This window comes from Klebsiella sp. GB_Kp047 (assembly GCF_040065235.1).
GTDB classification, from domain to species: domain Bacteria; phylum Pseudomonadota; class Gammaproteobacteria; order Enterobacterales; family Enterobacteriaceae; genus Klebsiella; species Klebsiella quasipneumoniae.
On the sequence record NZ_JBEAJG010000032.1, the window covers coordinates 156,661 to 181,708 of the forward strand.

A 25,048-nucleotide genomic window follows, 5' to 3' on the forward strand; every position below is an offset into this window, starting at 1 on the left:
CTGACTCCTTAGCGTTGTAAAAAAGCCTGCCAGTGGGCGACCACCTCGCTCAACTGCTGACGGTCGACATCCAGGTGAGTGACCAGACGGACGACTGGCGAAGCGTTGATCAGCACGCCGCGCGCCTGCATAAACTCGCCGAGCGCCCGGGCCTGCTCATCACCGACGCGAACGAACAGCATGTTGGTATCGTGACGAGTAACGTCGGCGCCGATGGCGCGCAGCTGATCCGCCATCCACGCGGCGTTATCATGATCCTCCTGCAGGCGCTGGACATTATTTTTCAGTGCGTACAGCCCGGCGGCGGCCAGAATGCCCGCCTGGCGCATCCCGCCGCCGACCATTTTCCGCCAGCGAACGGCGCGACGAATGTACGCCTCACTACCGACCAGCAGCGAGCCTACCGGGGCGCCAAGCCCCTTTGACAGACAGATGGTGAAGGAGTCGCAGTATTGGGCGATATCGCGTAACTCGCAGCCGTAGGCCACCACGGCGTTAAAGATGCGCGCGCCGTCGACGTGCAGCGCCAGATTGCGCTGGCGGGTAAACGCCCAGGCTTCCTGCAGATAGTCGCGAGGCAGCACCTTACCGTTATGGGTGTTTTCCAGACTCAGCAGGCGGGTCGGGGCAAAATGGATATCGTCAGGTTTGATTTTTGCTGCGACTTTATCCAGCGGCAGCGAACCGTCCGCCGCGGCGTCAATCGGCTGCGGCTGAATACTGCCGAGAACCGCCGCCCCGCCGGCTTCGTACAGATAGTTATGCGCCCCCTGGCCGACGATATACTCTTCGCCGCGCTGGCAATGGCTGAGCAGGCCGACGAGGTTGGCCTGGGTGCCGGTGGGCAGAAACAGCGCCGCCTCTTTGCCGGCCAGGTCGGCGGCGTAGCGCTGAAGTTCATTGACGGTAGGGTCGTCGCCATACACATCGTCCCCGACCGGGGCGGCCATCATGGCTTCCAGCATGGCGCGCCCGGGGCGGGTAACGGTATCACTGCGCAGATCGATCACGGCTATTCCTTGTTCTGGTTCAGAGTATTGCTTCTGTTTTACCTGAGCCAGTTGGTTTTCGCCAGTTCGATGACTTCATCGCCGCGCCCGCTGATGATCGCCCGCAGCATATACAGGCTAAAGCCTTTAGCTTGCTCCAGCTTGATCTGCGGCGGGATCGCCAGCTCCTCTTTGGCGACCACGACGTCGACCAGCACTGGACCGTCGGTGCGGAAGGCGGTCTGCAGCGCTTCATCCACCTCGGAGGCTTTCTCAACGCGAATACCTTTAATCCCGCAGGCTTCGGCGATGCGGGCGAAGTTGGTGTCGTGCAGCTCCGTGCCGTCGGTGAGATAGCCCCCGGCCTTCATCTCCATCGCCACGAAACCCAGCACGCTGTTGTTAAAGATGATAATTTTCACCGGCAGCTTCATCTGCGCCAGCGACAGAAAATCCCCCATCAGCATGCTAAACCCGCCGTCGCCGCACATGGCCACCACCTGACGCTCCGGCGCGGTGGCCTTGGCGCCAATGGCCTGCGGCATGGCGTTGGCCATGGAGCCGTGATTGAATGAACCCAGCAGGCGGCGTTTGCCGTTCATCTTGAGATAGCGTGCCGCCCAGACGGTCGGGGTGCCGACATCGCAGGTGAAAATGGCGTCTTCATCGGCAAAATGGCTGATCTGCTGCGCCAGATATTGCGGGTGGATCGCCTTCTCGCTGGGCTTCGCCAGATCGTCGAGTCCTTTTCGCGCGTCGCGATAGTGCTCCAGCGCCTTATCGAGGAAGCGGCGATCGGTTTTCTCTTCCAGCAGCGGCAGCAGCGCCTTCAGCGTTGATTTAATGTCGCCCACCAGCGCCATATCGACCTTACTGTGCGCGCCGATGCTGCCGGGGTTAATGTCGATCTGAATAATTTTGGCGTCGGTCGGATAGAAGGCGCGATAGGGGAACTGGGTGCCGAGCAGGATCAGGGTGTCGGCATTCATCATGGTGTGGAAGCCAGAAGAGAAGCCAATCAGCCCGGTCATGCCCACATCATACGGGTTGTCATACTCCACATGCTCTTTACCGCGCAACGCATGGACGATGGGAGCTTTAATTTTCGCCGCGAACTCCACCAGCTCCTGGTGGGCGCCGGCGCAACCGCTGCCGCACATGAGCGCGATATTGCTGGAGTAGCGGATAAGCTGGGCCAGCTTGCGCAGCTCTTCTTCCGCCGGGGTGACCGTCGGCAACGGCGCATGATACCACTGGCTGCTGGCGCTCTCCGGGGCCGCCTTCAGCGCCACGTCGCCGGGCAGCACCACCACCGAAACGCCGCGGTTGATCACCGCCTTGCGCATCGCCACCGCCAGCACCTGCGGGATCTGCTCCGGGGTGGAGACCAGCTCGCAGTAGTGGCTGCATTCGCGGAACAGCTCCTGGGGATGGGTCTCCTGGAAATAGCCGCTGCCAATCTCGCTGGATGGAATGTGGGCGGCAATCGCCAGCACCGGGACATGGTTGCGGTGACAGTCAAACAGACCGTTGATCAGATGCAGGTTACCCGGTCCGCAGGAACCAGCGCAGACCGCCAGTTCGCCGGTCAGTTGCGCCTCCGCGCCGGCGGCGAAAGCGGCAACCTCTTCGTGCCGGGTGGCCATCCAGTCGATGGTGCCCATGCGGTTCAGGCTATCGCTCAATCCATTGAGGGAATCGCCGGTGACGCCCCAGATACGTTTCACGCCGGCCTGTTCCAGCATTTTGGCAATGTATGCGGCCACGGTTTGTTTCATGATCTCCATCTCCTTTTTTTGATAACGCCTTCAAGCTTAGATGAAACTGCAGCTTACGTTGCCGATTGCCCTCAATTTTTTGCTGGTTTTATTGCTGAAGCATTGGGCATACTCTGGGATCTCACAGGGTGTAAAACAGGAAGCACATCAAATGGTTAAGGGATTGTTAAACGCAGTAAACAGAACGCTGTCGCATGAAGACGCCGGTAAACTCTTGTTACGACTCGCCGTCGGCGGGTTAATGCTGTTTCACGGTTTGCACAAGCTGCTGGATGGCGTGGATGGCATTAGCGGGATGCTGGCGGCGAAGGGGTTGCCGGGGTTTATCGCCTACGGTGTGCTGGCGGGGGAAGTGGTCGCCCCCTGTTTGTTGATTGTCGGCATCCTGACGCGCCCTGCGGCGCTGGTGTTGGCTTTCACCATGGTGGTAGCGTGGCTGATGGTCGGTCTCGGCAAGACATTTGCGCTTGATGCGGTGGGGGCGTGGGCGATCGAGAATCTGGTCTATTTCTTTGTTGGCGCGCTGGCGATTGCGCTTTTGGGCGCCGGGCGTTACTCGCTGGCCGGTCAGTCGGTCTGGCGGTAAAAATGCCTCATTCGTCCTGGGGCGTAAAGTCGATACTGTTGTCGGTTTGCCGCTTTTCAGTCCGGGAAAGCGTTTATCTCATGTCGCCTGAGAGTTTATTGTCGCCAGGGGTTTTCCCGGAGGCGGCGCATTGCGCCTTCTCCGGGCTACCAAATCGCACAGCGCTGTAGCCCCGGTAAGCGGTAGCGCCACCGGGGATTTTGACCTCAGGCGAGAACCAGATCGCTCTGCGGGCGACAGGAGCAGGCCAGCACATAGCCGTCGGCGATTTCATCTTCGGTCAGCGTCATGGTGCTGGTGACGCTATACTCCCCGGAAACGACTCTGGTTTTGCAGCAGCCGCAGACGCCGGCGCGGCAGGCGACGGTCACCGGCACCTGATTGCTCTCCAGCGCCTCGAGCAGGGTGGTGCCCACCGGCGCGTAAAACTCTCTCGCCGGCTGCAGTTTGGTGAATTTCAGCCCGCTGGTGGCGGCCTCTGCCACCGGGGTGAAGAACTTCTCCTTAAAGAAGCGGGTGACACCCAGGGCGGCCACCTCCTGCTCAACCTTCTCCATATACGGCGCTGGCCCGCAGGTCATCACGGTGCGGCTGGCGATATCCGGCACGCTCTGCAGTAGCTCCAGGGTCAGACGGCCGGCGACAAAACCGTGCGTTGCGTTGTGCTCCGCCACCAGGGTAACCGGATAGTTGCGCCACTCCTCGGCAAAGATCACATCCTCCGGCGAACGAACGCTATAGATCACTTGCACGTCTGCCAGCGGGCGGTACTTCGCCAGCCAGCGGCGCATCGACATTATCGGCGTCACCCCGCAGCCGGCGGCCAGCAGCAGGAATTTATCTTCTGCTTTATCGTCGCAGATAAACTCGCCCATCGCATCGGACAGCCAAAGATAATCGCCGCGTTTGACCTCGTGGGTTAACCATTGTGAACCCGCACCCTCGTTAATGCGGCGAACGGTCAGCGTAATATACTCGCTGACCCCCGGCGTGGAGGAGAGGGTGTAGGCGCGCAGCGTTTCCGCGGAATCACGCACGCTGACCAGGGCGTACTGCCCGGCGCGATACGGATAGTAATCGTGGCACAGCAGCGAAAGGGTCCACACGTCCGGGGTTTCCTGGTGAATGTGGTGAACCTGCATCCGCCACGGGCATTGCGAAGTTGGCATGGTCATCAGGGACTCCTTACGCGCTCAGCAGCTGCTGCATATCTTGTTCCACGGTGGTCACGGAACGCAGACCAAACTTCTCATTGAGGACAGCCAGCAGATCCGGAGTGAAGAAGCCTGGCGCCGTCGGGCCGGTGACGATATTTTTCACGCCGAGAGACAGCAGCGTCAGCAGGATGACAATCGCTTTCTGTTCGAACCAGGAGAGCACCAGCGACAGCGGCAGATCGTTGACGCCGCAGCCCAGTTTTTCCGCCAGCGTGACCGCCAGAATAATCGCCGAATAGGCATCATTACACTGACCAGCGTCGACCAGACGCGGCAGGCCTTCGATATCGCCGAAATCCAGCTTGTTAAAGCGGTATTTACCGCAGGCCAGCGTCAGGATCAGACAGTCGTCCGGCACGCTGGTGGCAAAATCGGTGAAATAGTTACGTTCCCCGCGCGCGCCGTCGCAGCCGCCGACGAGGAAGATATGGCGCAGTTTTTCACGGCTGACCAGATCGATCAGCGTATCCGCCGCGCCGAGCAGGGTCTGACGGCCAAAGCCGACGGTGATCAGATGCGGGATTTCGCTGTACGGGAAGCCCGCCATCTGCTGCGCCTGGGCAATGACCGGGGAGAAGTCTTCGCCTTCCAGGTGGTTCACGCCCGGCCAGCCGACGATGCTGCGAGTCCAGATGCGATCGTCGTAAGCGCCGACGGTGGGATCGATGATGCAGTTAGAGGTCATCACGATGGGGCCCGGGAAGCGGGCGAATTCCACCTGCTGGTTCTGCCAGCCGCTGCCGTAGTTGCCGATCAGATGTTTGAATTTACGCAGCTCCGGATAGCCGTGCGCCGGCAGCATTTCGCCGTGGGTATAGACGTTGACGCCGGTGCCTTCCGTCTGCTCCAGCAGGTTGTAGAGATCTTTCAGGTCGTGGCCAGAGATCAGGATACATTTACCTGCGGTGGCTTTTACGTTGACCTGAGTCGGCGTTGGGTGGCCATATTTCGTGGTTTCGCCGGCGTCAAGGATGCTCATCACTTTGAAGTTCATCTGGCCGATTTCCATCGAACATTCGAGCAGCGCATTCATATCCGCAGGCCAGGTGCCCAGCCACGCCATGATCTTGTGGTACTGGGCGTAAATGGCGTTGTCGTACTGGCCGAGCACGTGGGCGTGTTCCATATAAGCCGCAGCGCCTTTCAGACCATACAGGCACAGCAGGCGCAGGCCGAGGATATTCTCGCCGATAGCGGCTTTATCTTTATTCGGGGCATAGTCTGCCGCCTGACGCTGCAGGCCACCCAGATCGTCGCCGACCAGCTGCAGGTCGGCCACCGGGCTGTCAACTTTGGCGCTGGCATCAAGGTCCAGGCACTGCGCTTTCAGCGCCTCACGCATGGCAATCGCCTGACGGGCATAGCCGACGATGCGCGGAGAATCGAAATTGACGTTAGTTAGCGTAGAGAAGAAGGCGCGGGGGGCGAAGCTGTCGACCTCATGATCGATAATGCCATATTCGCGGGCCTTAAGCGCCCAGGCGGAGAGGCCTTGCAGTGACGCAATCAGCAGATCCTGTAGATCGGAGGTTTCCGCTGTTTTACCGCACATCCCCTGCGCGTAAGAGCAGCCGTTGCCGGCCGGGGTACGAATGGTTTGTTCACATTGCACACAAAACATGGTCACACCTTTAAAGTTATATTTGATATACATGTTTAAGGTTATGCCCGAGCGCGTGAGGAGAAAAGGTATTTCTGATACAACTTAAAGGGAGATTGATTTAGCGCAAAATTGGCGGCAGGAAGTCTGCCGCCAGCGCCTACTCAGGCGGCAAAAAAGGCGATCAGGATCGGGACCAGCAGGCTCAGCAGAAAACCGTGCACGATAGCGGCAGGGACGATCTCCACGCCGCCGGAACGCTGCAGCACCGGTAGGGTGAAGTCCATGGAAGTGGCGCCGCACAGACCCAGCGCCGTGGAGCGGCTACGGCGAATCAGGCCCGGAATTAACATGATGGCCAGCAGCTCGCGGCACAGGTCGTTGAAGAACGCCGCGCTGCCGATTACCGGGCCAAAGGATTCGGTCAGTAAAATACCGGAGAGTGAATACCAGCCGAAGCCGCTGGCCATCGCCAGACCGGTCTTTAGCGGCAAATCCAGAATAAAGGCGTTGAGGATGCCGCCGAGTAATGAACTGATCGTGACCACCACGGCGACGATCATTCCCCGGCGGTTAAGGACTATTTGTCGCAGACTCATTCCATTATTGCGTAATTGAATACCGACGAGGAACAGGAGAAAGATCAGCGTATATTCGCTGGCTTCGGTGGCGTGTTGTAAAAAAGGCAGGCCGGTCAGGCCAAGCAAAAAACCGAGGACCACCACCCCGCACAGCTGGAGTGATTCCAGGGCCATGGCCAGGCGCGAGGGTAATTTCTCCTGACGATGCAGACTGCGCCAGGGCATTTTTCTTTCCAGCCACAGCAGAGCGGTAATATTACACAGTAAAATGATGACCACGCTCACCGCGGCGTAATGCAATATCGCCAGCAGATTGCTGGCCAGATTGTCGAGAAACGCCAGGCTGATACCCATAAAAAAGAGGATCACATAGACAATCCAGCTCAGCATCCGGTGAATCAGTTTTAGCGCAGAGGAGTGACGAAGAGGCAGTAAATAGCCGACGACCAGCGGCAACAGAATGATGAACAGTCCCGAGAACATGAACGATGCAGCCCTTGCATGATGAGAATAGCGCTCATGACACTACCCAAATAGCCGGGCCGAGTAAAGCTGTCGCCAGAAAGAAAAAGCCCGGAGACCCGGGCTTAGAAAGGATTAATCGCGTTTTTCCAGCAGAGTGCGGTACAGCACGCCGCCAAGGATCCCGCCGACGATCGGCATGACCCAGAACAGCCACAGCTGCTGCAGCGCCCAACCGCCCTGGAAAATCGCCACCGCGGTGCTGCGCGCCGGGTTGACGGAAGTGTTGGTGACCGGAATGCTGATTAAATGGATGAGAGTCAGCGCCAGGCCGATAGCGATCGGCGCGAAGCCCGCAGGCGCGTGTTTATCGGTAGCGCCATGGATAACCAGCAGGAAGCCGCAGGTCAGTACGATTTCAATAACGATAGCCGACAGCATAGAGAAGCCGCCCGGGGAGTGTTCGCCATAGCCGTTTGAGGCAAAGCCGCTGGCGGCGGCATCAAATCCGGCTTTACCGCTGGCCACCACGTACAGCACCGCGGCGGCAATAATTCCGCCGACCACCTGGGCGATAATATAGCCAATGACCTCTTTCGCCGGGAAACGACCACCGGCCCACAGGCCTAAGGTTACCGCCGGGTTGAAATGACCGCCGGAAATATGGCCAACCGCATACGCCATGGTTAATACGGTTAAACCAAATGCCAGCGCCACGCCGGCAAAACCGATACCCAACTCGGGAAATGCTGCGGCAAGTACGGCGCTACCGCAGCCGCCAAATACAAGCCAGAAGGTGCCGAAGCATTCGGCTGCTAATTTTCTGAACATAACCACCTCAATTTAAATGTATACGCGCACGAGCGGACCGTGCCGGTCTTTATTTATCGTGATAAGGGACGACGATAAAAATAAAGCGGCGTTATTCTAGAGATAATCGCCATCCCAGAGCCAGTTAAATATATTGATATTATTTGATTTAGGGCAAGGTGAAGGGATTGCGTTTGCCAGTTTAACTCTTCCTATATCCATCCAAGATTATCAATAGTGTAGAACATAACGTCTGAAATAAAACTATTTTGTTTGATGAATAATCAATAGCCGTTAATAGACGATAAGTGCGTAATTTTATGAATATATTTAATCTCCCGAATAGGATGCGCAGAGGTGATTAAGCGGAGTGTCATCTTGCCGCCGCCCTCGCTATACTGTTGATTACTGAAGGAGAGTGGTGGTGTAGCGGAGGGGATATGCTTCTTGAGCGCGTAGAAATCGTCGGTTTTCGCGGTATCAATCGTCTGTCGTTGATGCTGGAGCAAAATAACGTCCTGATCGGGGAGAACGCGTGGGGGAAGTCCAGTCTGCTTGATGCGCTGACCCTGCTTTTGTCGCCAGAGTTCGATCTTTATCACTTTGTCCGCGATGACTTCTGGTTTCCCGCAGGCGACATCCAGGGGCGCGAGCACCATTTGCATATTATTCTGACCTTTCGTGAAACCGAGCCGGGGCGCCATCGGGTGCGGCGTTTCCGTCCGCTTCAGCGCTGTTGGGTGCCCTGTGATGACGGGTATCACCGGGTCTTCTACCGCCTGGAAGGCGAACTCGCCGATGACGATAGCGTGATGACCCTGCGCAGTTTTATCGATGGCGAAGGCGAAGCGCTGGTGCTGGAGGATATCGATGAGCTGGCCAGACACCTGGTGCGTTTGATGCCGGTGCTGCGCCTGCGCGACGCGCGCTTTATGCGGCGCATTCATAACGGAACGGTACCGCACTCGCCGCAGATTGAGATCACCGCCCGCCAGCTGGATTTTCTGTCCCGCGAACTGGTCAGCCACCCGCAAAATTTATCCGACGGTCAGATCCGTCAGGGGTTGTCGGCCATGGTGCAGCTGCTGGAGCATTACTTTGCCGAGCAAAGCAGCGCACAGACGCGACATCGCCTGATGCGTCGACGTTCCCATGATGAGCAGCGTAGCTGGCGTTACCTGGATATTATCAACCGCATGATCGACAAGCCCGGCGGGCGCAGCCATCGGGTGATCCTGCTGGGGCTGTTTGCTACCCTGCTGCAGGCGAAAGGGACGGTGCGCCTCGATCGCGACGCGCGGCCGCTGCTGTTGATTGAGGATCCCGAGACCCGCCTGCACCCGATCATGCTCTCCGTCGCCTGGCATCTGCTGAATTTGCTGCCGTTGCAGCGTGTGACCACCACCAACTCCGGAGAGCTGCTGTCCCTGACGCCGGTGGAGCAGGTTTGTCGGCTGGTGCGTGAATCGGCGCGGGTGTCGGCATGGCGGCTGGGGCCGGGCGGAATGAATGCCGAAGAGAGTCGACGCATTGCCTTTCACATCCGCTTCAATCGCGCCTCATCGCTCTTCGCCCGCTGTTGGCTGCTGGTGGAGGGGGAGACGGAAACCTGGGTTATCAACGAGCTGGCCCGCCAGTGCGGCCATCATTTTGATGCTGAAGGGGTGAAAGTGATTGAATTCGCCCAGTCGGGCCTGAAGCCATTGATCAAATTCGCCCGCCGGATGGGGATCCAGTGGCACGTGCTGGTGGATGGCGATGAGGCAGGAAAAAAATATGCCGCGACCGTACGCGGTCTGCTGAATAACGATCGCGAGCTGGAGCGCGACCATCTGACCGCTCTGCCGGCGCTGGATATGGAACACTTTATGTATCGTCAGGGATTTGATGACGTTTACCACCGGGTGGCGCAGATCCCGGATAATGTGCCCATGAATATGCGGCGGGTGATCACCAAGGCCATCCATCGCTCATCCAAGCCGGACCTGGCGATTGAGGTGGCAATGGAAGCCGGCCGCCGTGGGGTGGACGCTGTGCCGACGCTGCTGAAAAAAATGTTCTCGCGGGTACTGTGGCTGGCCCGCGGTCGCGCTGATTAATCTCTTCGCCGTCGGGAATTTCGGCGGCGCAAAGCTCTCCGGCAGCTAAACAAAACATCATTGGCGCGAAAAATGGGTGTCCTGTTGCCGACGGGTTTCGATAGAATCACCGCCTGGAGCGGCAGGGAAACAGCAGGAATCGGAATATGAAAGTGAAGGGAAAACGCAGGACCGTCTGGTGGCTGTTGGCGATCGTTGTGCTGGGTCTGGCTGTCTGGGGATGGCGGATCCTCAATGCGCCGCTACCGCACTACCAGACGCTGGTGGTGCGCAAAGGCGATCTCCAGCAGAGCGTGCTGGCCACCGGCAAGCTGGATGCCCTGCGAAAAGTTGACGTCGGCGCCCAGGTCAGCGGACAGCTGAAGACGCTGCACGTGAATATCGGCGATAAGGTCAAAAAGGACCAACTGCTGGGGGTTATCGATCCTGAGCAGGCGCAAAACCAGATCAAAGAGGTGGAGGCGACGTTGATGGAGCTGCGCGCCCAGCTCAATCAGGCGCGCGCGGAGAGTAAGCTGGCGCAGGTGACCCTGGCCCGTCAGCAGCAGCTGGCGCAGCGCCAGCTGGTCTCGCGACAAGACCTCGATACCGCGGCCACCGACCTGGCGGTGAAACAGGCGCAAATCGGCACCATTGAAGCGCAAATTAAGCGCAACCAGGCAACGCTCGACACGGCGAAGACCAACCTCGACTACACGCGGATCCTGGCGCCGATGGCTGGTGAAGTGACGCAAATTACTACCCTGCAGGGACAGACGGTGATCGCTGCCCAGCAGGCGCCGAACATTCTGACCCTGGCGGACCTCAGCACCATGCTGGTGAAAGCGCAGGTCTCCGAAGCGGATGTCATCCACCTCAGACCGGGACAAAAGGCGTGGTTTACCGTGCTGGGCGACCCGCTAACTCGCTATGAAGGCAAGCTGAAGGACATTCTGCCGACGCCGGAAAAAGTCAACGACGCCATCTTCTATTATGCCCGCTTCGAGGTCCCGAACCCGCAGGGAATTCTGCGCCTCGACATGACCGCGCAGGTGCATATCCAACTGGCCGAGGTGAAGAACGTGATCACCATCCCGCTGAGCGCCCTGGGTGATGCGGTCGGTGATAACCGCTACCACGTCCGGCTGTTGCGTACCGGTGAGGTCAAAGAGCGTGAGATTGTCATTGGCGCGCGCAATGATACCGACGTCGCGGTGGTACAGGGTCTTGAAGAAGGGGATGAGGTAATCGTCGGCGAGAGCGCGAGCGGGGCGGCAAAATGACGGCCCTGCTCGAGCTGCGTGATATTCGTCGCAGCTATCCTTCCGGCGACGGCAGCGTTGAGGTCCTCAAGGGGATCACCCTCAGTATCCATGCCGGGGAGATGGTGGCGATCGTGGGCGCCTCCGGCTCGGGTAAATCAACGCTGATGAACATCCTTGGCTGCCTCGACAAACCCACCAGCGGCACCTATCGGGTGGCGGGAACCGATATTGCACAGCTGGATGGCGATGCGCTGGCCCGTCTGCGGCGGGAGCACTTTGGTTTTATCTTTCAACGCTATCACCTGCTGTCGCATCTGACCGCCGCGCAGAACGTCGAAGTGCCGGCGGTGTATGCCGGCAGTGAACGGCGGGCGCGCCTGGCGCGCGCGCATGAGCTCCTGGCGCGCCTGGGGCTTGGCGATCGCGCCGACTATCAGCCGTCGCAGCTGTCCGGCGGCCAACAGCAGCGGGTCAGTATCGCCCGCGCCCTGATGAATGGTGGGGAAGTGATCCTCGCCGATGAGCCGACCGGCGCGCTGGACAGCCATTCCGGCGAAGAGGTGATGGCGATCCTGCATCAACTGAAAGCGCAGGGCCATACGGTTATCATTGTTACCCACGATCCGCAGGTTGCCGCTCAGGCGGAGCGGATCGTTGAGATCCGCGATGGCGAGATCGTCCGCAACCCGCCCGCCTGCCGCCAGGGCGGCGGGCTGCGCGCCCGTCAGCATGGGGAGCCCTCGGCGTGGCGTCAGTTTACCAGCGGCTTTCGCGAGGCGCTGGTCATGGCCTGGCGGGCGATGGCGGCGAATAAAATGCGCACCCTGCTGACCATGCTCGGCATTATTATCGGGATTGCCTCGGTGGTGTCGATCGTGGTGGTGGGCGATGCCGCCAAACAAATGGTGCTGGCGGATATTCGCGCGATAGGCACCAATACCATTGACGTCTACCCTGGCAAGGATTTTGGCGATGACGACCCGCGCTATCAACAGGCGCTGAAGTATGACGACTTGCTGGCGATCCAGAAACAGCCGTGGGTGCGTTCCGCCACGCCGGCGGTGTCAAAAAGCCTGCGCCTGCGCGCCAACAATATTGACGTTGCCGCCAGCGCGGAAGGGGTCGGGCCGCAGTACTTTAATGTTTACGGCATGACCTTCAGCGAGGGCAATACCTTCAATGAACTGCAGCTCAACAGCCGGGCTCAGGTGGTGGTGCTCGACAGCAATACCCGTCGCCAGCTGTTTCCTAATAAAGCGAAAGTGGTGGGCGAGGTGATCCTGGTGGGTAATATGCCGGCCACGGTGATTGGCGTTGCGGATGAAAAGCAGTCGATGTTCGGCAGCAGTAAAATTCTCCGCGTCTGGTTGCCTTACACCACCATGGCGGGAAGAGTGATGGGCCAGTCGTGGCTGAACTCGATCACCGTCCGGGTTCATGAAGGCTATGACAGTGACACTGCTGAAAAACAGCTGCTGCGTTTGCTGGAGCTGCGGCATGGTAAAAAAGATGTCTTCACCTGGAATATGGACAGCATCTTGAAAACCGCCGAAAGGACCACACATACCTTACAGCTGTTCCTGACACTGGTGGCGGTGATCGCCCTGGTGGTCGGCGGGATTGGGGTGATGAATATTATGCTGGTGTCGGTGACCGAACGGACGCGGGAGATCGGCATCCGCATGGCGGTTGGCGCGCGGGCCAGCGATGTGCTGCAGCAGTTTCTCATCGAGGCGGTGCTGGTTTGCCTGGTCGGCGGCGCGCTGGGGGTAACGTTGTCGCTGATGATCGCGTTTATTCTTCAGCTGTTTCTCCCGGGCTGGGAGATCGGTTTTTCGCCGCTGGCGCTGGTGACGGCGTTTCTCTGTTCGACGTTAACCGGGGTGCTGTTTGGCTGGCTGCCGGCGCGCAATGCGGCGCGGCTCGATCCGGTGGATGCCCTGGCGCGGGAGTAGTCGGGATGAGAAATAAAAATGCCAGTCAGAAGGACTGGCATTTTATTAGCAGGATGTACACAATGAAGCAAAAGAGTTATGCAGCCGTTTCCGCTTCCACAGGGACGATCACGCTGGCGTGGTTGCCTTTTGGCCCCTGGTGAACATCAAACCGAACGGCTTGTCCGGCTTTTAGCGTTCTGTAACCATCCATCTGGATGGTGGAGTAATGGGCGAAAATGTCTTCGCCGCCGCCCTCAGGGCAGATAAAACCGAACCCTTTGGCATTGTTGAACCACTTAACAGTACCCATTTCCATACTTCGACATCCTTCGTAAATCTTTATTAGTAAGATGGAATGAACCGGTGGTGGAGTGACGAGTTGTTCAATTGCTCGCCAACTCTCGCCACTACAATTTAGAGAAATACGAAAACGCGTCAAGCGATTGAGGAGGGGGAACGGCGAAAAATGCGTCAAAATTTGAAGCAGTTAACGCTATTGCCGGGGAATGTGACAGCCGTCGCGGATAGAAGCGATAGATGATAGTTATCTATGATCTGTTGTAGATTTGTGATGAGCATAACCTCTGGTCATCGACAGGCCTCCGCCTGTTGGCAACAGCAACCGATGATGAACACTGACGATGAGTAAGAGAGATTGGCTGGACTTCGAGCACCTGGTTGACGACGAAGTTCGTGATGCGATTAAACCGCCATCTATGTATAAAGTGATATTGGTCAATGATGACTACACTCCAATGGAGTTTGTTATTGACGTGTTACAAAAATTCTTTTCTTATGATGTTGAACGTGCAACGCAACTGATGCTCACGGTTCACTATGAAGGTAAGGCGATTTGTGGCGTGTTTACCGCGGAAGTGGCGGAGACCAAAGTCGCTATGGTGAATCAGTACGCGAGGGAGAACGAGCATCCATTGCTGTGTACGCTGGAAAAAGCCTGAATTCAGGCATGAAAATTGGGGGAGGTGCCTATGCTCAATCAAGAACTGGAACTCAGTTTAAATATGGCTTTCGCCAGAGCGCGCGAGCACCGTCATGAGTTTATGACCGTCGAGCACTTGCTGCTGGCTCTGCTAAGCAACCCCTCGGCCCGTGAGGCCCTGGAAGCGTGTTCAGTGGACCTGGTGGCATTGCGTCAGGAACTTGAAGCCTTCATCGAACAAACCACACCCGTCCTGCCAGCCACGGAAGAAGAGCGCGACACCCAGCCGACGCTGAGCTTCCAGCGTGTGCTGCAGCGCGCCGTTTTCCACGTGCAATCTTCTGGCCGCAGCGAAGTGACCGGCGCCAACGTGCTGGTGGCCATTTTCAGCGAGCAGGAGTCGCAGGCCGCCTACCTGCTGCGTAAACATGAAGTGAGCCGACTCGATGTGGTGAACTTCATTTCTCATGGTACACGCAAAGATGAGCCGAGCCAGTCTTCCGATAACAGCGGAAGCCAGCCTGGCAATGAAGAGCAAGCCGGCGGGGAGGAACGTATGGAAAACTTCACCACCAACCTCAATCAGCTTGCTCGCGTTGGCGGCATCGATCCCCTGATCGGCCGTGAAAAAGAGCTGGAGCGCGCCATTCAGGTCCTGTGCCGTCGGCGTAAAAATAACCCGCTGCTGGTGGGGGAATCCGGCGTCGGTAAAACCGCCATCGCCGAAGGCCTTGCCTGGCGTATTGTGCAGGGCGATGTGCCGGAAGTCATGGCTGACTGCACCATTTACTCGCTTGATATTGGTTCTCTGCTGGCCGGGACGAAATACCGTGGCGATTTTGAAAAACGCTTTAAAGCGTTGCTGAAACAGCTGGAGCAGGATACCAACAGCATCCTGTTCATTGATGAGATCCACACCATCATCGGTGCGGGAGCGGCGTCTGGCGGCCAGGTCGATGCGGCTAACCTGATCAAACCGCTGCTTTCCAGCGGCAAGATCCGGGTGATTGGCTCCACCACTTACCAGGAGTTCAGCAACATCTTTGAAAAAGATCGTGCGCTGGCCCGCCGTTTCCAGAAAATCGATATTACCGAACCGTCGGTGGAAGAGACCGTCCAGATTATCAACGGCCTGAAGCCGAAGTACGAAGCGCACCACGATGTGCGTTATACCGCCAAGGCGGTGCGTGCGGCGGTTGAGCTGGCGGTGAAATACATTAACGATCGCCATCTGCCGGATAAGGCGATTGACGTGATTGACGAGGCGGGGGCGCGGGCGCGCTTAATGCCGGTCAGCAAGCGTAAGAAAACGGTCAATGTGGCGGATATCGAGTCCGTGGTGGCGCGCATTGCGCGGATCCCTGAGAAGAGCGTCTCCCGCAGCGATCGCGATACGCTGAAAAACCTTGGCGATCGACTGAAAATGTTGGTCTTTGGTCAGGATAAGGCCATCGAGGCGCTGACGGAAGCCATCAAGATGGCGCGCGCCGGGCTGGGCCATGAGCACAAGCCGGTGGGTTCATTCCTGTTCGCCGGGCCGACCGGGGTGGGGAAAACCGAAGTGACCGTGCAGCTGGCGAAGGCGCTGGGTATTGAGCTGCTGCGTTTTGATATGTCCGAATATATGGAACGTCATACCGTCAGTCGTTTAATCGGGGCGCCTCCGGGCTACGTCGGCTTCGACCAGGGCGGGCTGCTGACCGATGCGGTGATTAAACATCCGCATGCGGTGCTGCTGCTCGATGAGATCGAAAAAGCGCATCCGGACGTGTTCAACCTGCTGCTGCAGGTGATGGACAACGGCACGCTGACCGATAACAACGGACGTAAAGCGGACTTCCGCAACGTGGTGCTGGTGATGACTACCAACGCCGGGGTGCGGGAAACCGAGCGTAAATCGATTGGCCTTATCCAGCAGGACAACAGTCCGGACGCAATGGATGAGATCAAGAAGATCTTTACGCCGGAGTTCCGTAACCGTCTCGACAACATCATCTGGTTCGATCACCTCTCCACCACGGTGATCCATCAGGTTGTCGACAAGTTTATCGTCGAGCTGCAGGTTCAGCTGGATCAGAAAGGCGTCTCCCTGGAAGTCAGCCAGGAAGCGCGCGACTGGCTGGCGGAAAAAGGCTACGACCGGGCAATGGGGGCACGTCCAATGGGACGCGTCATTCAGGACAACCTGAAAAAACCGCTGGCGAACGAGCTGCTGTTTGGCTCGCTGGTCGACGGCGGGCAGGTGACGGTCTCTCTGGACAGCGCGAAAAATACGCTGACCTACGACTTCCAGAGCGCGCCGAAGCACAAACCGGAAGCCGCCCATTAAGGCGATATCTTCAATGTAAAAAACCGGCCAGGGGCCGGTTTTTTTTTGCCTGCTGGCGGTAGAAATGAAAAGACCGGGAATTATCCCGGCCTTCAGCATCTGACGCCTTAAGGGCGAAAACAATCAGCGACTACGGAAGACAATGCGGCCTTTGCTCAGGTCGTACGGGGTCAGCTCAACAGTCACTTTGTCGCCCGTCAGAATGCGGATGTAGTTTTTACGCATTTTACCGGAGATATGCGCGGTTACCACGTGACCGTTTTCCAGTTCTACGCGGAACATAGTGTTAGGCAACGTTTCAAGTACGGTGCCCTGCATTTCAATATTGTCTTCTTTGGCCATCTAGTCCTCTGGGGTATCACTACCGTAGTTTTGAACCGGCAAGATAATGCCGAAGTTCATCATGTAAGTAAAGTTTTACGTGTCTACCCTGAATCATTCACCTTGCCGCAAGGCGCGCAGTCAGCACGCCGGCAATGGAAATATGACGGGTATGAATCGCCGAAGTAGTTTTGGCGCATTGCCCGGGACACACACGGCCATGCCGCGTGACAGGCGCAAACGTAAAGGGGAGTGACAGAACGATGGGCGTTATCTGACTCTTATTATTCCCAAACGGCGGCGGGGCAACAGGCAGAAGCTACTCTACCGCGCAATTATACCATCCTGACGCAAAATGTGCTGAAAACATTTTATTGTCCGCCCGGAAATAGCACCCGCGGTACCCAAAATCGCTCGGGCAGACGGTAGCCGCGTAATACTGACAGATAGTCCAGATAATCGCGGCGGGGAATATCCACCGCGCCTAATGATGCGGTATGGTTGTTCAGCACCTGACAGTCAATTAATTTACCGCCGCTCTGCGCAAAGTCCTGGCAAAATACCAGCAGCGCGGTTTTGGAGGCATTTTCCGCCCGGCTGAACATCGACTCGCCGCAAAACAGCGCCCCCTGTGCCACGCCGTACATTCCCCCCACCAGAGTATTCTCCTGCCAGACTTCAATGGAGTGGGCATGCCCCAGTTCATGCAGCTGGTGGTAGGCGCGAACGATGCTGCTGGTTATCCAGGTGCCTTCGTCACGATCGCTGGCGCAGCCCTCTATCACCTCGCCAAAGGCGTGGTTGAGCGTGACGCGGTAGGGCGAACGCTGATGATAGCGCTTCATGCTGCGGCTGAGATGGAACTGTTCCGGCCAGAGCACCGCCCGGGGATCGGGCGACCACCAGAGGATCGGGTCGCCGGGGGAAAACCAGGGAAAAATACCACGCTGATAGGCCATCAGCAGGCGCGCGGGGCTCAGATCGCCGCCGAGCGCCAGCAGGCCGTTAGGTTCACGCAGGGCGCCTTCCGGAGAAGGGAAGGCGATAGAATGCCGGGAGAGCTGAACCAGACGCATTTTAACCTCAATACGCATCAGCAAAAATTAGATAATAGCCTACAGACGCTGTTTAAACTGGAAGTACCGGCCCTGTTTAGCGAGCAGCTCCGCGTGACTACCTTGCTCAATTATCTGGCCGTTGTCCATGACTATTATCTGATTAAAACGCGCCAGGCCTCGCAGGCGGTGGGTGACCATCAGCACGGTTTTCTCGCGTAAGACTTCCGCCAGCAGATGCAGGATCTGGCTTTCGGTGGCCGCATCCAGACCTTCTGTCGGTTCGTCCAGCAGCATCAGCGGCGCATCGTGGAGCAGCGCACGGGCAATGGCCAGCCGGCGCAGTTCGCCGCCGGAAAGCTGGCGTCCGCCTTCGCCCAGCCAGCCGTTGAGTCCGCCATCTTCCAGCAGTTTTTCCAGACCTACCTTCTCAAGGGTGGCGCAGAGCAGAGTGTCATCAGCCTCAGGCGCCGCCAGCAGCAGGTTGTCGCGCAGGGTGGCGCTGAACAGGTGCACGCGCTGCGGCACCACGCTCATTGACTGCCGCAGGGTGGCTTCGCTGAGCCCGGACAGCGGCTGGTCGTTGAGCAATATTTCACCCTGTGTCGGATCCCATGCGCGGGTGAGTAACTGCAACAGCGTCGACTTTCCGCAGCCGGTTCGGCCAAGAATAGCAATATGTTCCCCGGCGGCAATCTGCAGGGAGATGTTCTCCAGAGCGGGGGAGGGCTGCTGCGGGTAGCGGAAGGTGACCTGCCTGAAAGCTAAGGCCACCTGCGCAGGCCTGCTGGCCTCGCCCTCGACGAAGGAGACTTCCGGCTGCTGGTCAGTGATCTGCGAGATCCGCAGCGCGGAGGCGATCACCTGACCTAAATGCTGGAAAGCGCCGGTGACGGGCGCCAGGGCTTCGAAAGCCGCCAGGGCGCAGAAGACGAACAGGGCGATCAGCGCCCCGGGCTGACTGTTGCCGCCGACGCCATCTGAGGCCAGCCAGAGCATGGCCACCACGGCGATACCGCCGATCAACAGCATCAGCGCCTGCGAAAGCGCGGTCAGCTCGGCCTGGCGACGCTGCGCCTCCTGCCAACTGAGCTCGGTCTTTTCCATTTGCGCGCGATAGCGGTCGCTGGCGTTAAACACCATCAGCTCCGCCTGGCCCTGCAGCCAGGCGGTAAGCTGTTGCCGATACTGGCCGCGCAGCTGGGTCATACTCTCTCCGGCCGGTTTACCGGCGCGATAGAACAGCGGCGGCATAACCAGCAGGGTCACCAGCATGATACCGCCGAGCGTTAGCGCGAGGGTGACATCGAGCAGGCTTAATCCGCAGGTCACCACCACAATCACCACCAGCGCGCCGACCAGCGGCGAAATGACCCGCAGGTAGAGATGATCCAGGGTGTCGACGTCGGCTACCACGCGGTTGAGCAGTTCACCCTGGCGAAAGCGCGCCAGCCCCGCCGGAGAGAGGGGGAGTAGTTTGCTGAAGGTGAAGACGCGCAGGTGCTGTAGCACGCGGAAGGTGGCGTCGTGGCTGACCAGACGCTCGAAGTAGCGTCCGGCGGTCCGGATAATCGCTGCGCCGCGAACGCCCGCGGCGGGCAGCATATAGTTAAAACTGTAGATCCCGGCGACGCCCACCACCGCAGAGGCGGAGAGAAACCAGCCGGAGAGCGTCAGCAGGCCGATACTGGCCAGCAGGGTCACAATAGCCAGTACGATGCCGAGCAGCAGCATCCATTTGTGGCGTTTGTACAGTGCCAGATAGGGTAAGAGCGCGCGCATTTAAATCTCCTCCTGACGATGGGCCAGCAGCGCCGAGAAGACCCCGCCGGCGCGGGCCAGCGTGGCGTAGTCGCCTTGTTCGATAATCTGTCCGTCCTGCATCACCCAGACGGCATCCCAGTCCGCCAGTCCCTCAAGCTGATGGGTAACCAGCAGCGTGGTTTGCTGGGTGGAGGCGTGGGTCAATGCCTGCATGACCCGTTGTTCGCTATGGGCGTCGAGGCTGGCGGCGGGTTCATCCAGCAGCAGCAGGCGGCACGGCACCAACAGCGCGCGGGCGACCGCGATACGCTGCGCCTGGCCGACCGACAGACGGCCCGCCTGATCGCCCACGGCGGTATGGATCCCATCCGGCAGCAGAGCGATAAACTCGCTCACCCAGGCCTTGTCCAGCGCCAGTCGAAGCTGGGCATCGCTGGCTTCCGGCCACGCCAGCAGCACATTTTCCCGCAGCGTGGCGGCAGGAAGCTGGGGATTCTGCCCCACCCAGCTTAACAGGCGACGCCAGCGATCGGCGTCCAGCTCTCGCAGCTCCACGCCATTGACCTTCAGCGAACCCTCATAGGGCAAAAAGCCGAGCAGGGTGTTCAGTAGTGAACTTTTCCCTGAGCCGCTCTGCCCCACCAGCACCACCCGCGCGCCTGCAGGCAGTGAAAAGGTCAGCGGCCCGGCGAGGACTTTCCCTTCGGGAGATTTAATCAGCAGATCGCGCGCTTCCACGCCAATCAGATCGTTGTCATTTAAGGTTTTTTCGCCACGCTCCACCTGGGTCAGCGGGGTTTCCATAAACGTTTTCAGGCTGTCTGCGGCGCCGACGGCCTGGGCTTTGGCATGGTAGAAGGTGCCCAGGTCACGTAATGGCTGGAAAAACTCCGGGGCGAGGATCAGCGTCAGGAAGCCCGCCATCAGCGTGACGCCCGCGCCATAGTGGCCGAAGTTAAGCTCGCCAAGGTATGAGAAGCCGAAATAAACCGCTACCAGCGCAATGGAGAGCGAGGTGAAAAATTCCAGTACCCCGGAGGAGAGGAACGCCAGGCGCAGGACTTCCATGGTGCGTTGGCGAAAATCCTGCGAGGCGTCGCGAATATTATCCGTTTCGGCCTGGCCGCGGTGAAAAATACGCAAGGTTTCCATGCCGCGCAGGCGGTCGAGGAAGTGGCCGCTGAGGCGGGCCAGCGCCTGGAAATTACGCCGGTTGGCATCGGCGGCGCCCATCCCAACCAGGGCCATGAACAGGGGGATCAGCGGCGCAGTGCCGAGGAGGATCAGCGCGGCGGCCCAGTTTATCGGGAAAATAGTGATAACGATCAGCAGCGGCACGCAGGCCGCCAGCGTCATTTGCGGCAGGTAGCGGGCATAATAATCGTGCATATCATCGATCTGCTCGAGGATAAGCGTTGCCCAACTGCCGGCCGGTTTGCCCTGGATCCACGCCGGGCCCGCCTGCTGGAGGCGGTCGAGCACCTGGCGGCGAATTTCATAGCGAATATGCTGCCCGGCCTGAAAGCCGACCCGTTCACGCAGCCAGACCACCCAGGCGCGCAGCACAAAGGTCAGCACCAGCAGGGTTAGCGGCAGCAGCAGGGCGGTCGCAGGAATATTCTCCATCACCATCCGATGCAGGATCCGCGCCAGGAACCAGGCCTGCGCCACGATCAGCAGACCGCTCGCCACGCCAAGGAGGCGGGAAATCATCAACCAGCGACGGGAGATAATGCTTTGCTGTTTTAACCAGCGGGTTAACTCTTGTTGACGGGTTTTATTCATTGCGCGCTTTGCAGGTGTCGTTATCGGAATATTGGGCACGGCAATGTTACATCGCGGCAAAAATAAAGGCGACTTTTCGTCGCCTTCTTTACCTTTGTTACTGACTTGTAAAGATTATTTGCAGGCGTCAGCCAGACCGTCGAGGTAACGTTCAGCGTCCAGCGCCGCCATGCAGCCGGTGCCGGCGGAGGTGATAGCCTGACGATAAATATGGTCCATCACATCGCCGGCGGCGAACACGCCCGGGATGCTGGTCTGGGTCGCATTGCCATGGATACCGGACTGCACTTTGATGTAGCCGTTCTCCAGCTCCAGCTGACCTTCAAAGATGGCGGTGTTCGGGCTGTGGCCGATGGCGACAAACAGACCGGCTACTTCCAGGGACTCGACGTTGTCGCTGTTTTTGGTATCGCGCAGACGCAGGCCGCTGACCCCCATCTGGTCGCCGGTCACCTCTTCGAGGGTGCGATCGGTATGCAGCACGATGTTGCCGCTTTCCACTTTGTCCATCAGGCGTTTGATGAGGATTTTTTCCGCACGGAAGGAATCGCGACGGTGGATGAGGTGTACCTCAGAGGCGATGTTTGACAGATACAGAGCCTCTTCAACCGCGGTGTTGCCGCCGCCGATCACCGCTACTTTCTGGTTGCGATAGAAGAATCCGTCACAGGTGGCGCAGGCGGAAACGCCGCGGCCCTTGAAGGCTTCTTCGGAAGGCAGGCCCAGGTAACGGGCGGAAGCGCCGGTGGCGATAATCAACGCGTCACAGGTGTATTCGCCGCTGTCGCCGGTCAGACGGAACGGCCGGTTTTGCAGATCGACGCGGCTGATATGGTCGAAAATAATCTCGGTTTCAAATTTCGTGGCATGCTCGTGCATGCGCTCCATCAGCAGCGGACCGGTCAAATCGTTCGGATCGCCTGGCCAGTTTTCCACTTCCGTCGTGGTGGTCAGCTGACCGCCTTTTTCCATCCCGGTGATCAGCACCGGCTGCAGGTTGGCGCGTGCGGCATAGACCGCCGCGGTGTATCCCGCAGGTCCAGAACCAAGGATAAGCAGTTTACTGTGTTTGGCTGTGCCCATGAGATCCCCATAATAATTGGCATACATTGGGCTGGGATTGTAGGGAATTTGTTGTCGTAAAAAAAGAGCGCAGCGATTTTGTTAACGATGTGTGCAATAGAAGCGGCCGATGAATTGGCGATTTTCCCGGCAAGGAATATAACTATTTCTACTGTTGGCGGGACAATTATAAGACGAAAAAATGAGAATCAACCAGGGTAGATGATGAATATCTGGCATCTTGTACTAAAAATCGATGTTTTGCTTTGACAATCCCCTGTGCTTTTGCGAAAACATTCAAGGAAGAAGAAAAGCAGTATTTGGCGTGCGGCGAATTTTCATGCACGCAAATGCCATTTTTATCCGGGTTAACGAAATCTACGCATGGTGTGGACAGACGCCATGCGTGATGTCGGTGACTGCCGTCAGGCAACGGGCTTCTCACGTACCCCTGGGTTACCCAATGTCGTACGGGTAATAACAGGATGGGCTCTGGCAGTGAAGGCACAGAGCCGGAACAGGAGTAGGGAAGGAATACAGAGAGACAATAATAATGGTAGATAGCAAGAAGCGCCCTGGCAAAGATCTCGACCGCATTGATCGTAACATCCTGAATGAATTGCAAAAAGATGGGCGAATTTCTAACGTCGAGCTTTCTAAACGGGTGGGACTTTCTCCGACGCCTTGCCTTGAGCGTGTGCGTCGTCTTGAAAGACAGGGTTTTATTCAGGGCTATACGGCGCTGCTCAACCCGCATTATCTGGATGCATCACTTCTGGTATTTGTTGAGATTACTCTGAATCGTGGCGCACCGGATGTGTTTGAGCAATTTAACGCCGCAGTGCAAAAACTTGAAGAAATTCAAGAGTGTCATCTGGTTTCCGGTGATTTCGACTATCTGTTGAAAACCCGCGTACCGGATATGTCAGCGTATCGTAAATTACTGGGCGAGACCTTGCTGCGCCTGCCGGGCGTTAACGACACCCGTACCTATGTGGTAATGGAAGAAGTCAAGCAAAGTAATCGTCTGGTTATTAAGACGCGCTAACACGGAACAGGTGCAAACTCGACGTAGTTTGATTACACTCCTGTTAATCCATACAGCAACAGTGCCGGGGAGACCCGGCGCTGTTGTCCGTTTTAGCAGCAGGCAGGAAACAGCCTGATACCTGGAGAGCCTTTCTTGAGCCAGGAATACACCGAAGACAAAGAAGTCAAACTTACCAAACTCAGCAGCGGGCGCCGACTCCTCGAGGCGATGCTCATCCTTTGCTCCCTCTTCGCCATCTGGCTGATGGCGGCATTACTGAGCTTTAACCCCTCGGACCCAAGCTGGTCGCAAACGGCATGGCATGAGCCTATCCATAATTTAGGCGGCGCCCCCGGCGCGTGGCTTGCCGATACCCTCTTTTTCATTTTTGGCGTCATGGCCTACACCATCCCGGTGATCATCATCGGCGGATGCTGGTTTGCCTGGCGGCATCAGGAAAATGACGAATATATTGATTATTTCGCCGTTTCGCTGCGCCTCATCGGTGCGTTAGCCCTGATCCTGACCTCCTGCGGTCTGGCGGCGATTAACGCCGATGATATCTGGTACTTCGCCTCTGGCGGGGTGATTGGCAGCCTGCTCAGCACCACCCTGCAACCGCTGCTGCACAGCAGCGGCGGCACCATCGCGCTGTTGTGCATCTGGGCGGCCGGCCTGACGCTGTTTACCGGCTGGTCGTGGGTCAGCATTGCGGAAAAACTGGGCGGCGGCATCCTGTCCGTACTCACCTTTGCCAGCAATCGTACCCGTCGGGATGATACCTGGGTCGATGAAGGCGAATACGAAGACGACGATGAAGAGTACGACGACGAAGAGGCGGCAACCCCCCAGGAGTCGCGTCGCGCCCGTATCTTGCGCAGCGCACTGGCGCGGCGTAAACGTCTCGCTGAGAAGTTTACCAACCCCATGGGGCGTAAAACCGACGCGGCGCTTTTCTCCGGCAAACGGATGGATGACGGGGAAGAGGCAGTGCAGTACAGCGCCAGCGGTGCGCCTGTTGCCGCCGACGATGTACTGTTTTCCGGCGCCAGCGCCGCGCGTCCCGCAGAGAATGATGTGTTGTTCTCCGGCGCCAGCGCCGCGCGCCCGGGCGATTTCGACCCTTACGATCCGTTGCTGAACGGCCAGAGTATCGCTGAGCCGGTGGGCGCAGCGGCGGCGGCCACTGCCGCGCCGCAGCCGTGGGCCGAATCACCGGCTGGTCATCAGGGCGCTGCGCCGGTTTATCAGCCGGAAGCTGGTTACCCGCCGCAGCCCTACCAGCCAGAGCCGGCACCGTATCAGCAGCCTGCTTATGCTCCTCATGCCGGTCAGCCGGCACCGCAGGCGTATCAGCCTGAGCCAGTGCAGTATCAGCAGCCGGTTTACGATCCGTATGCCGGCCAGCCTGCGCCGCAGGGGTATCAACCCGAGCCTGCGCCGTATCAGCAGCCGGTTT

Annotated in this window: 20 protein-coding genes; 8 read left to right on the forward strand and 12 right to left on the reverse strand. The window is 58.2% G+C overall.

Going from position 1 to position 25,048, the window contains the following annotated elements; genetic code table 11:
• Positions 1–8: 8 nt before the first annotated feature.
• Together ltaE and poxB are read right to left on the reverse strand one after the other, a co-directional pair.
• Positions 9–1,010, reverse strand: a complete 1,002-nt coding sequence (ltaE, locus tag ABLV76_RS14315) for a low-specificity L-threonine aldolase (RefSeq protein WP_004201348.1) — start codon at positions 1,008–1,010, stop codon at positions 9–11.
• A gap of 38 nt (positions 1,011–1,048) precedes the next feature.
• Positions 1,049–2,767: a ubiquinone-dependent pyruvate dehydrogenase gene (gene poxB, locus ABLV76_RS14320; RefSeq protein ID WP_023320052.1), complete on the reverse strand. Its 1,719-nt coding sequence runs from the start codon at positions 2,765–2,767 to the stop codon at positions 1,049–1,051.
• 151 nt (positions 2,768–2,918) lie between these two features.
• Between poxB and ABLV76_RS14325 the strand changes: the two genes are divergently transcribed.
• Positions 2,919–3,353, forward strand: coding sequence for a DoxX family protein (locus tag ABLV76_RS14325; protein WP_064150404.1), 435 nt, complete (start codon positions 2,919–2,921; stop codon positions 3,351–3,353).
• A 206-nt stretch (positions 3,354–3,559) separates the two neighbouring features.
• On the opposite strand, the gene hcr is transcribed toward ABLV76_RS14325, so the two are convergent.
• The 4 genes from hcr to aqpZ all read right to left on the reverse strand — a co-directional run bounded on the left by hcr (position 3,560) and on the right by aqpZ (position 8,044).
• On the reverse strand, positions 3,560–4,528 hold the full coding sequence (gene hcr / locus ABLV76_RS14330) for an NADH oxidoreductase (RefSeq protein WP_049093427.1): 969 nt from the start codon (positions 4,526–4,528) through the stop codon (positions 3,560–3,562).
• A gap of 10 nt (positions 4,529–4,538) precedes the next feature.
• Positions 4,539–6,191, reverse strand: coding sequence for a hydroxylamine reductase (gene hcp, locus ABLV76_RS14335; RefSeq protein ID WP_064150680.1), 1,653 nt, complete (start codon positions 6,189–6,191; stop codon positions 4,539–4,541).
• Positions 6,192–6,334: 143 nt separating this feature from the next.
• Entirely contained in the window at positions 6,335–7,234 is a 900-nt protein-coding gene (locus ABLV76_RS14340; protein WP_004201354.1) for a lysine exporter LysO family protein, read from the reverse strand.
• Between the two features lie 114 nt (positions 7,235–7,348).
• Positions 7,349–8,044, reverse strand: a complete 696-nt coding sequence (gene aqpZ / locus ABLV76_RS14345) for an aquaporin Z (RefSeq protein ID WP_004201355.1) — start codon at positions 8,042–8,044, stop codon at positions 7,349–7,351.
• A 419-nt stretch (positions 8,045–8,463) separates the two neighbouring features.
• Here aqpZ and ABLV76_RS14350 point away from each other — a divergent pair, with 419 nt between their 5' ends.
• From ABLV76_RS14350 to macB, 3 genes are all read left to right on the forward strand, one after another.
• On the forward strand, positions 8,464–10,122 hold the full coding sequence (locus tag ABLV76_RS14350) for an ATP-dependent endonuclease (RefSeq protein ID WP_048323524.1): 1,659 nt from the start codon (positions 8,464–8,466) through the stop codon (positions 10,120–10,122).
• Positions 10,123–10,268: 146 nt separating this feature from the next.
• Positions 10,269–11,384: a macrolide transporter subunit MacA gene (gene macA, locus ABLV76_RS14355; RefSeq protein WP_004201357.1), complete on the forward strand. Its 1,116-nt coding sequence runs from the start codon at positions 10,269–10,271 to the stop codon at positions 11,382–11,384.
• A complete protein-coding gene (macB, locus tag ABLV76_RS14360; RefSeq protein ID WP_069135075.1) occupies positions 11,381–13,321 on the forward strand; it encodes a macrolide ABC transporter ATP-binding protein/permease MacB in 1,941 nt (646 codons plus the stop codon). The genes macA and macB overlap by 4 nt, the downstream gene beginning before the upstream one ends.
• Positions 13,322–13,397: 76 nt before the next feature.
• Here macB and cspD read toward each other — a convergent pair whose 3' ends face one another.
• Positions 13,398–13,619, reverse strand: a complete 222-nt coding sequence (cspD, locus tag ABLV76_RS14365) for a cold shock-like protein CspD (RefSeq protein ID WP_002896516.1) — start codon at positions 13,617–13,619, stop codon at positions 13,398–13,400.
• A gap of 325 nt (positions 13,620–13,944) precedes the next feature.
• On the opposite strand from cspD, the gene clpS reads away from it, so the two are divergent.
• Both clpS and clpA read left to right on the forward strand, forming a co-directional pair.
• Positions 13,945–14,262: an ATP-dependent Clp protease adapter ClpS gene (gene clpS / locus ABLV76_RS14370; RefSeq protein ID WP_002896520.1), complete on the forward strand. Its 318-nt coding sequence runs from the start codon at positions 13,945–13,947 to the stop codon at positions 14,260–14,262.
• A gap of 30 nt (positions 14,263–14,292) precedes the next feature.
• Complete coding sequence (gene clpA, locus ABLV76_RS14375; protein WP_004201360.1) at positions 14,293–16,572, forward strand: ATP-dependent Clp protease ATP-binding subunit ClpA; 2,280 nt, start codon at positions 14,293–14,295, stop codon at positions 16,570–16,572.
• 123 nt (positions 16,573–16,695) lie between these two features.
• Here clpA and infA read toward each other — a convergent pair whose 3' ends face one another.
• The 5 genes from infA to trxB all read right to left on the reverse strand — a co-directional run bounded on the left by infA (position 16,696) and on the right by trxB (position 22,580).
• Positions 16,696–16,914, reverse strand: a complete 219-nt coding sequence (gene infA / locus ABLV76_RS14380; protein ID WP_001040187.1) for a translation initiation factor IF-1 — start codon at positions 16,912–16,914, stop codon at positions 16,696–16,698.
• Between the two features lie 350 nt (positions 16,915–17,264).
• Complete coding sequence (aat, locus tag ABLV76_RS14385) at positions 17,265–17,969, reverse strand: leucyl/phenylalanyl-tRNA--protein transferase (protein ID WP_348878364.1); 705 nt, start codon at positions 17,967–17,969, stop codon at positions 17,265–17,267.
• Between the two features lie 39 nt (positions 17,970–18,008).
• Positions 18,009–19,730 (reverse strand): cysteine/glutathione ABC transporter ATP-binding protein/permease CydC, encoded by a 1,722-nt coding sequence (gene cydC, locus ABLV76_RS14390; RefSeq protein ID WP_094311331.1) that lies wholly within the window; start codon positions 19,728–19,730, stop codon positions 18,009–18,011.
• A complete protein-coding gene (gene cydD, locus ABLV76_RS14395) occupies positions 19,731–21,497 on the reverse strand; it encodes a cysteine/glutathione ABC transporter permease/ATP-binding protein CydD (protein WP_017899437.1) in 1,767 nt (588 codons plus the stop codon).
• Positions 21,498–21,611: 114 nt separating this feature from the next.
• Positions 21,612–22,580, reverse strand: coding sequence for a thioredoxin-disulfide reductase (gene trxB / locus ABLV76_RS14400; RefSeq protein ID WP_004201366.1), 969 nt, complete (start codon positions 22,578–22,580; stop codon positions 21,612–21,614).
• Between the two features lie 532 nt (positions 22,581–23,112).
• On the opposite strand from trxB, the gene lrp reads away from it, so the two are divergent.
• Both lrp and ABLV76_RS14410 read left to right on the forward strand, forming a co-directional pair.
• Positions 23,113–23,607 carry a leucine-responsive transcriptional regulator Lrp gene (lrp, locus tag ABLV76_RS14405; RefSeq protein ID WP_000228469.1) on the forward strand — a complete coding sequence of 165 codons (495 nt, stop codon included), beginning with the start codon at positions 23,113–23,115 and terminating at the stop codon, positions 23,605–23,607.
• A gap of 135 nt (positions 23,608–23,742) precedes the next feature.
• Positions 23,743–25,048: DNA translocase FtsK 4TM domain-containing protein (locus ABLV76_RS14410; protein WP_348878365.1), on the forward strand; the 1,306-nt coding region annotated here is incomplete at its 3' end.

Coding starts and splice junctions, on each gene's coding strand:
- poxB (WP_023320052.1), bottom strand. CDS start 2,767: ATGAAACAAACCGTGGCCGCATACATTGCCAAAATGCTGGAACAGGCC.
- ABLV76_RS14325 (WP_064150404.1), top strand. CDS start 2,919: ATGGTTAAGGGATTGTTAAACGCAGTAAACAGAACGCTGTCGCATGAA.
- hcr (WP_049093427.1), bottom strand. CDS start 4,528: ATGACCATGCCAACTTCGCAATGCCCGTGGCGGATGCAGGTTCACCAC.
- hcp (WP_064150680.1), bottom strand. CDS start 6,191: ATGTTTTGTGTGCAATGTGAACAAACCATTCGTACCCCGGCCGGCAAC.
- ABLV76_RS14340 (WP_004201354.1), bottom strand. CDS start 7,234: ATGTTCTCGGGACTGTTCATCATTCTGTTGCCGCTGGTCGTCGGCTAT.
- aqpZ (WP_004201355.1), bottom strand. CDS start 8,044: ATGTTCAGAAAATTAGCAGCCGAATGCTTCGGCACCTTCTGGCTTGTA.
- ABLV76_RS14350 (WP_048323524.1), top strand. CDS start 8,464: ATGCTTCTTGAGCGCGTAGAAATCGTCGGTTTTCGCGGTATCAATCGT.
- macA (WP_004201357.1), top strand. CDS start 10,269: ATGAAAGTGAAGGGAAAACGCAGGACCGTCTGGTGGCTGTTGGCGATC.
- macB (WP_069135075.1), top strand. CDS start 11,381: ATGACGGCCCTGCTCGAGCTGCGTGATATTCGTCGCAGCTATCCTTCC.
- cspD (WP_002896516.1), bottom strand. CDS start 13,619: ATGGAAATGGGTACTGTTAAGTGGTTCAACAATGCCAAAGGGTTCGGT.
- clpS (WP_002896520.1), top strand. CDS start 13,945: ATGAGTAAGAGAGATTGGCTGGACTTCGAGCACCTGGTTGACGACGAA.
- clpA (WP_004201360.1), top strand. CDS start 14,293: ATGCTCAATCAAGAACTGGAACTCAGTTTAAATATGGCTTTCGCCAGA.
- infA (WP_001040187.1), bottom strand. CDS start 16,914: ATGGCCAAAGAAGACAATATTGAAATGCAGGGCACCGTACTTGAAACG.
- aat (WP_348878364.1), bottom strand. CDS start 17,969: ATGCGTCTGGTTCAGCTCTCCCGGCATTCTATCGCCTTCCCTTCTCCG.
- cydC (WP_094311331.1), bottom strand. CDS start 19,730: ATGCGCGCGCTCTTACCCTATCTGGCACTGTACAAACGCCACAAATGG.
- cydD (WP_017899437.1), bottom strand. CDS start 21,497: ATGAATAAAACCCGTCAACAAGAGTTAACCCGCTGGTTAAAACAGCAA.
- trxB (WP_004201366.1), bottom strand. CDS start 22,580: ATGGGCACAGCCAAACACAGTAAACTGCTTATCCTTGGTTCTGGACCT.
- lrp (WP_000228469.1), top strand. CDS start 23,113: ATGGTAGATAGCAAGAAGCGCCCTGGCAAAGATCTCGACCGCATTGAT.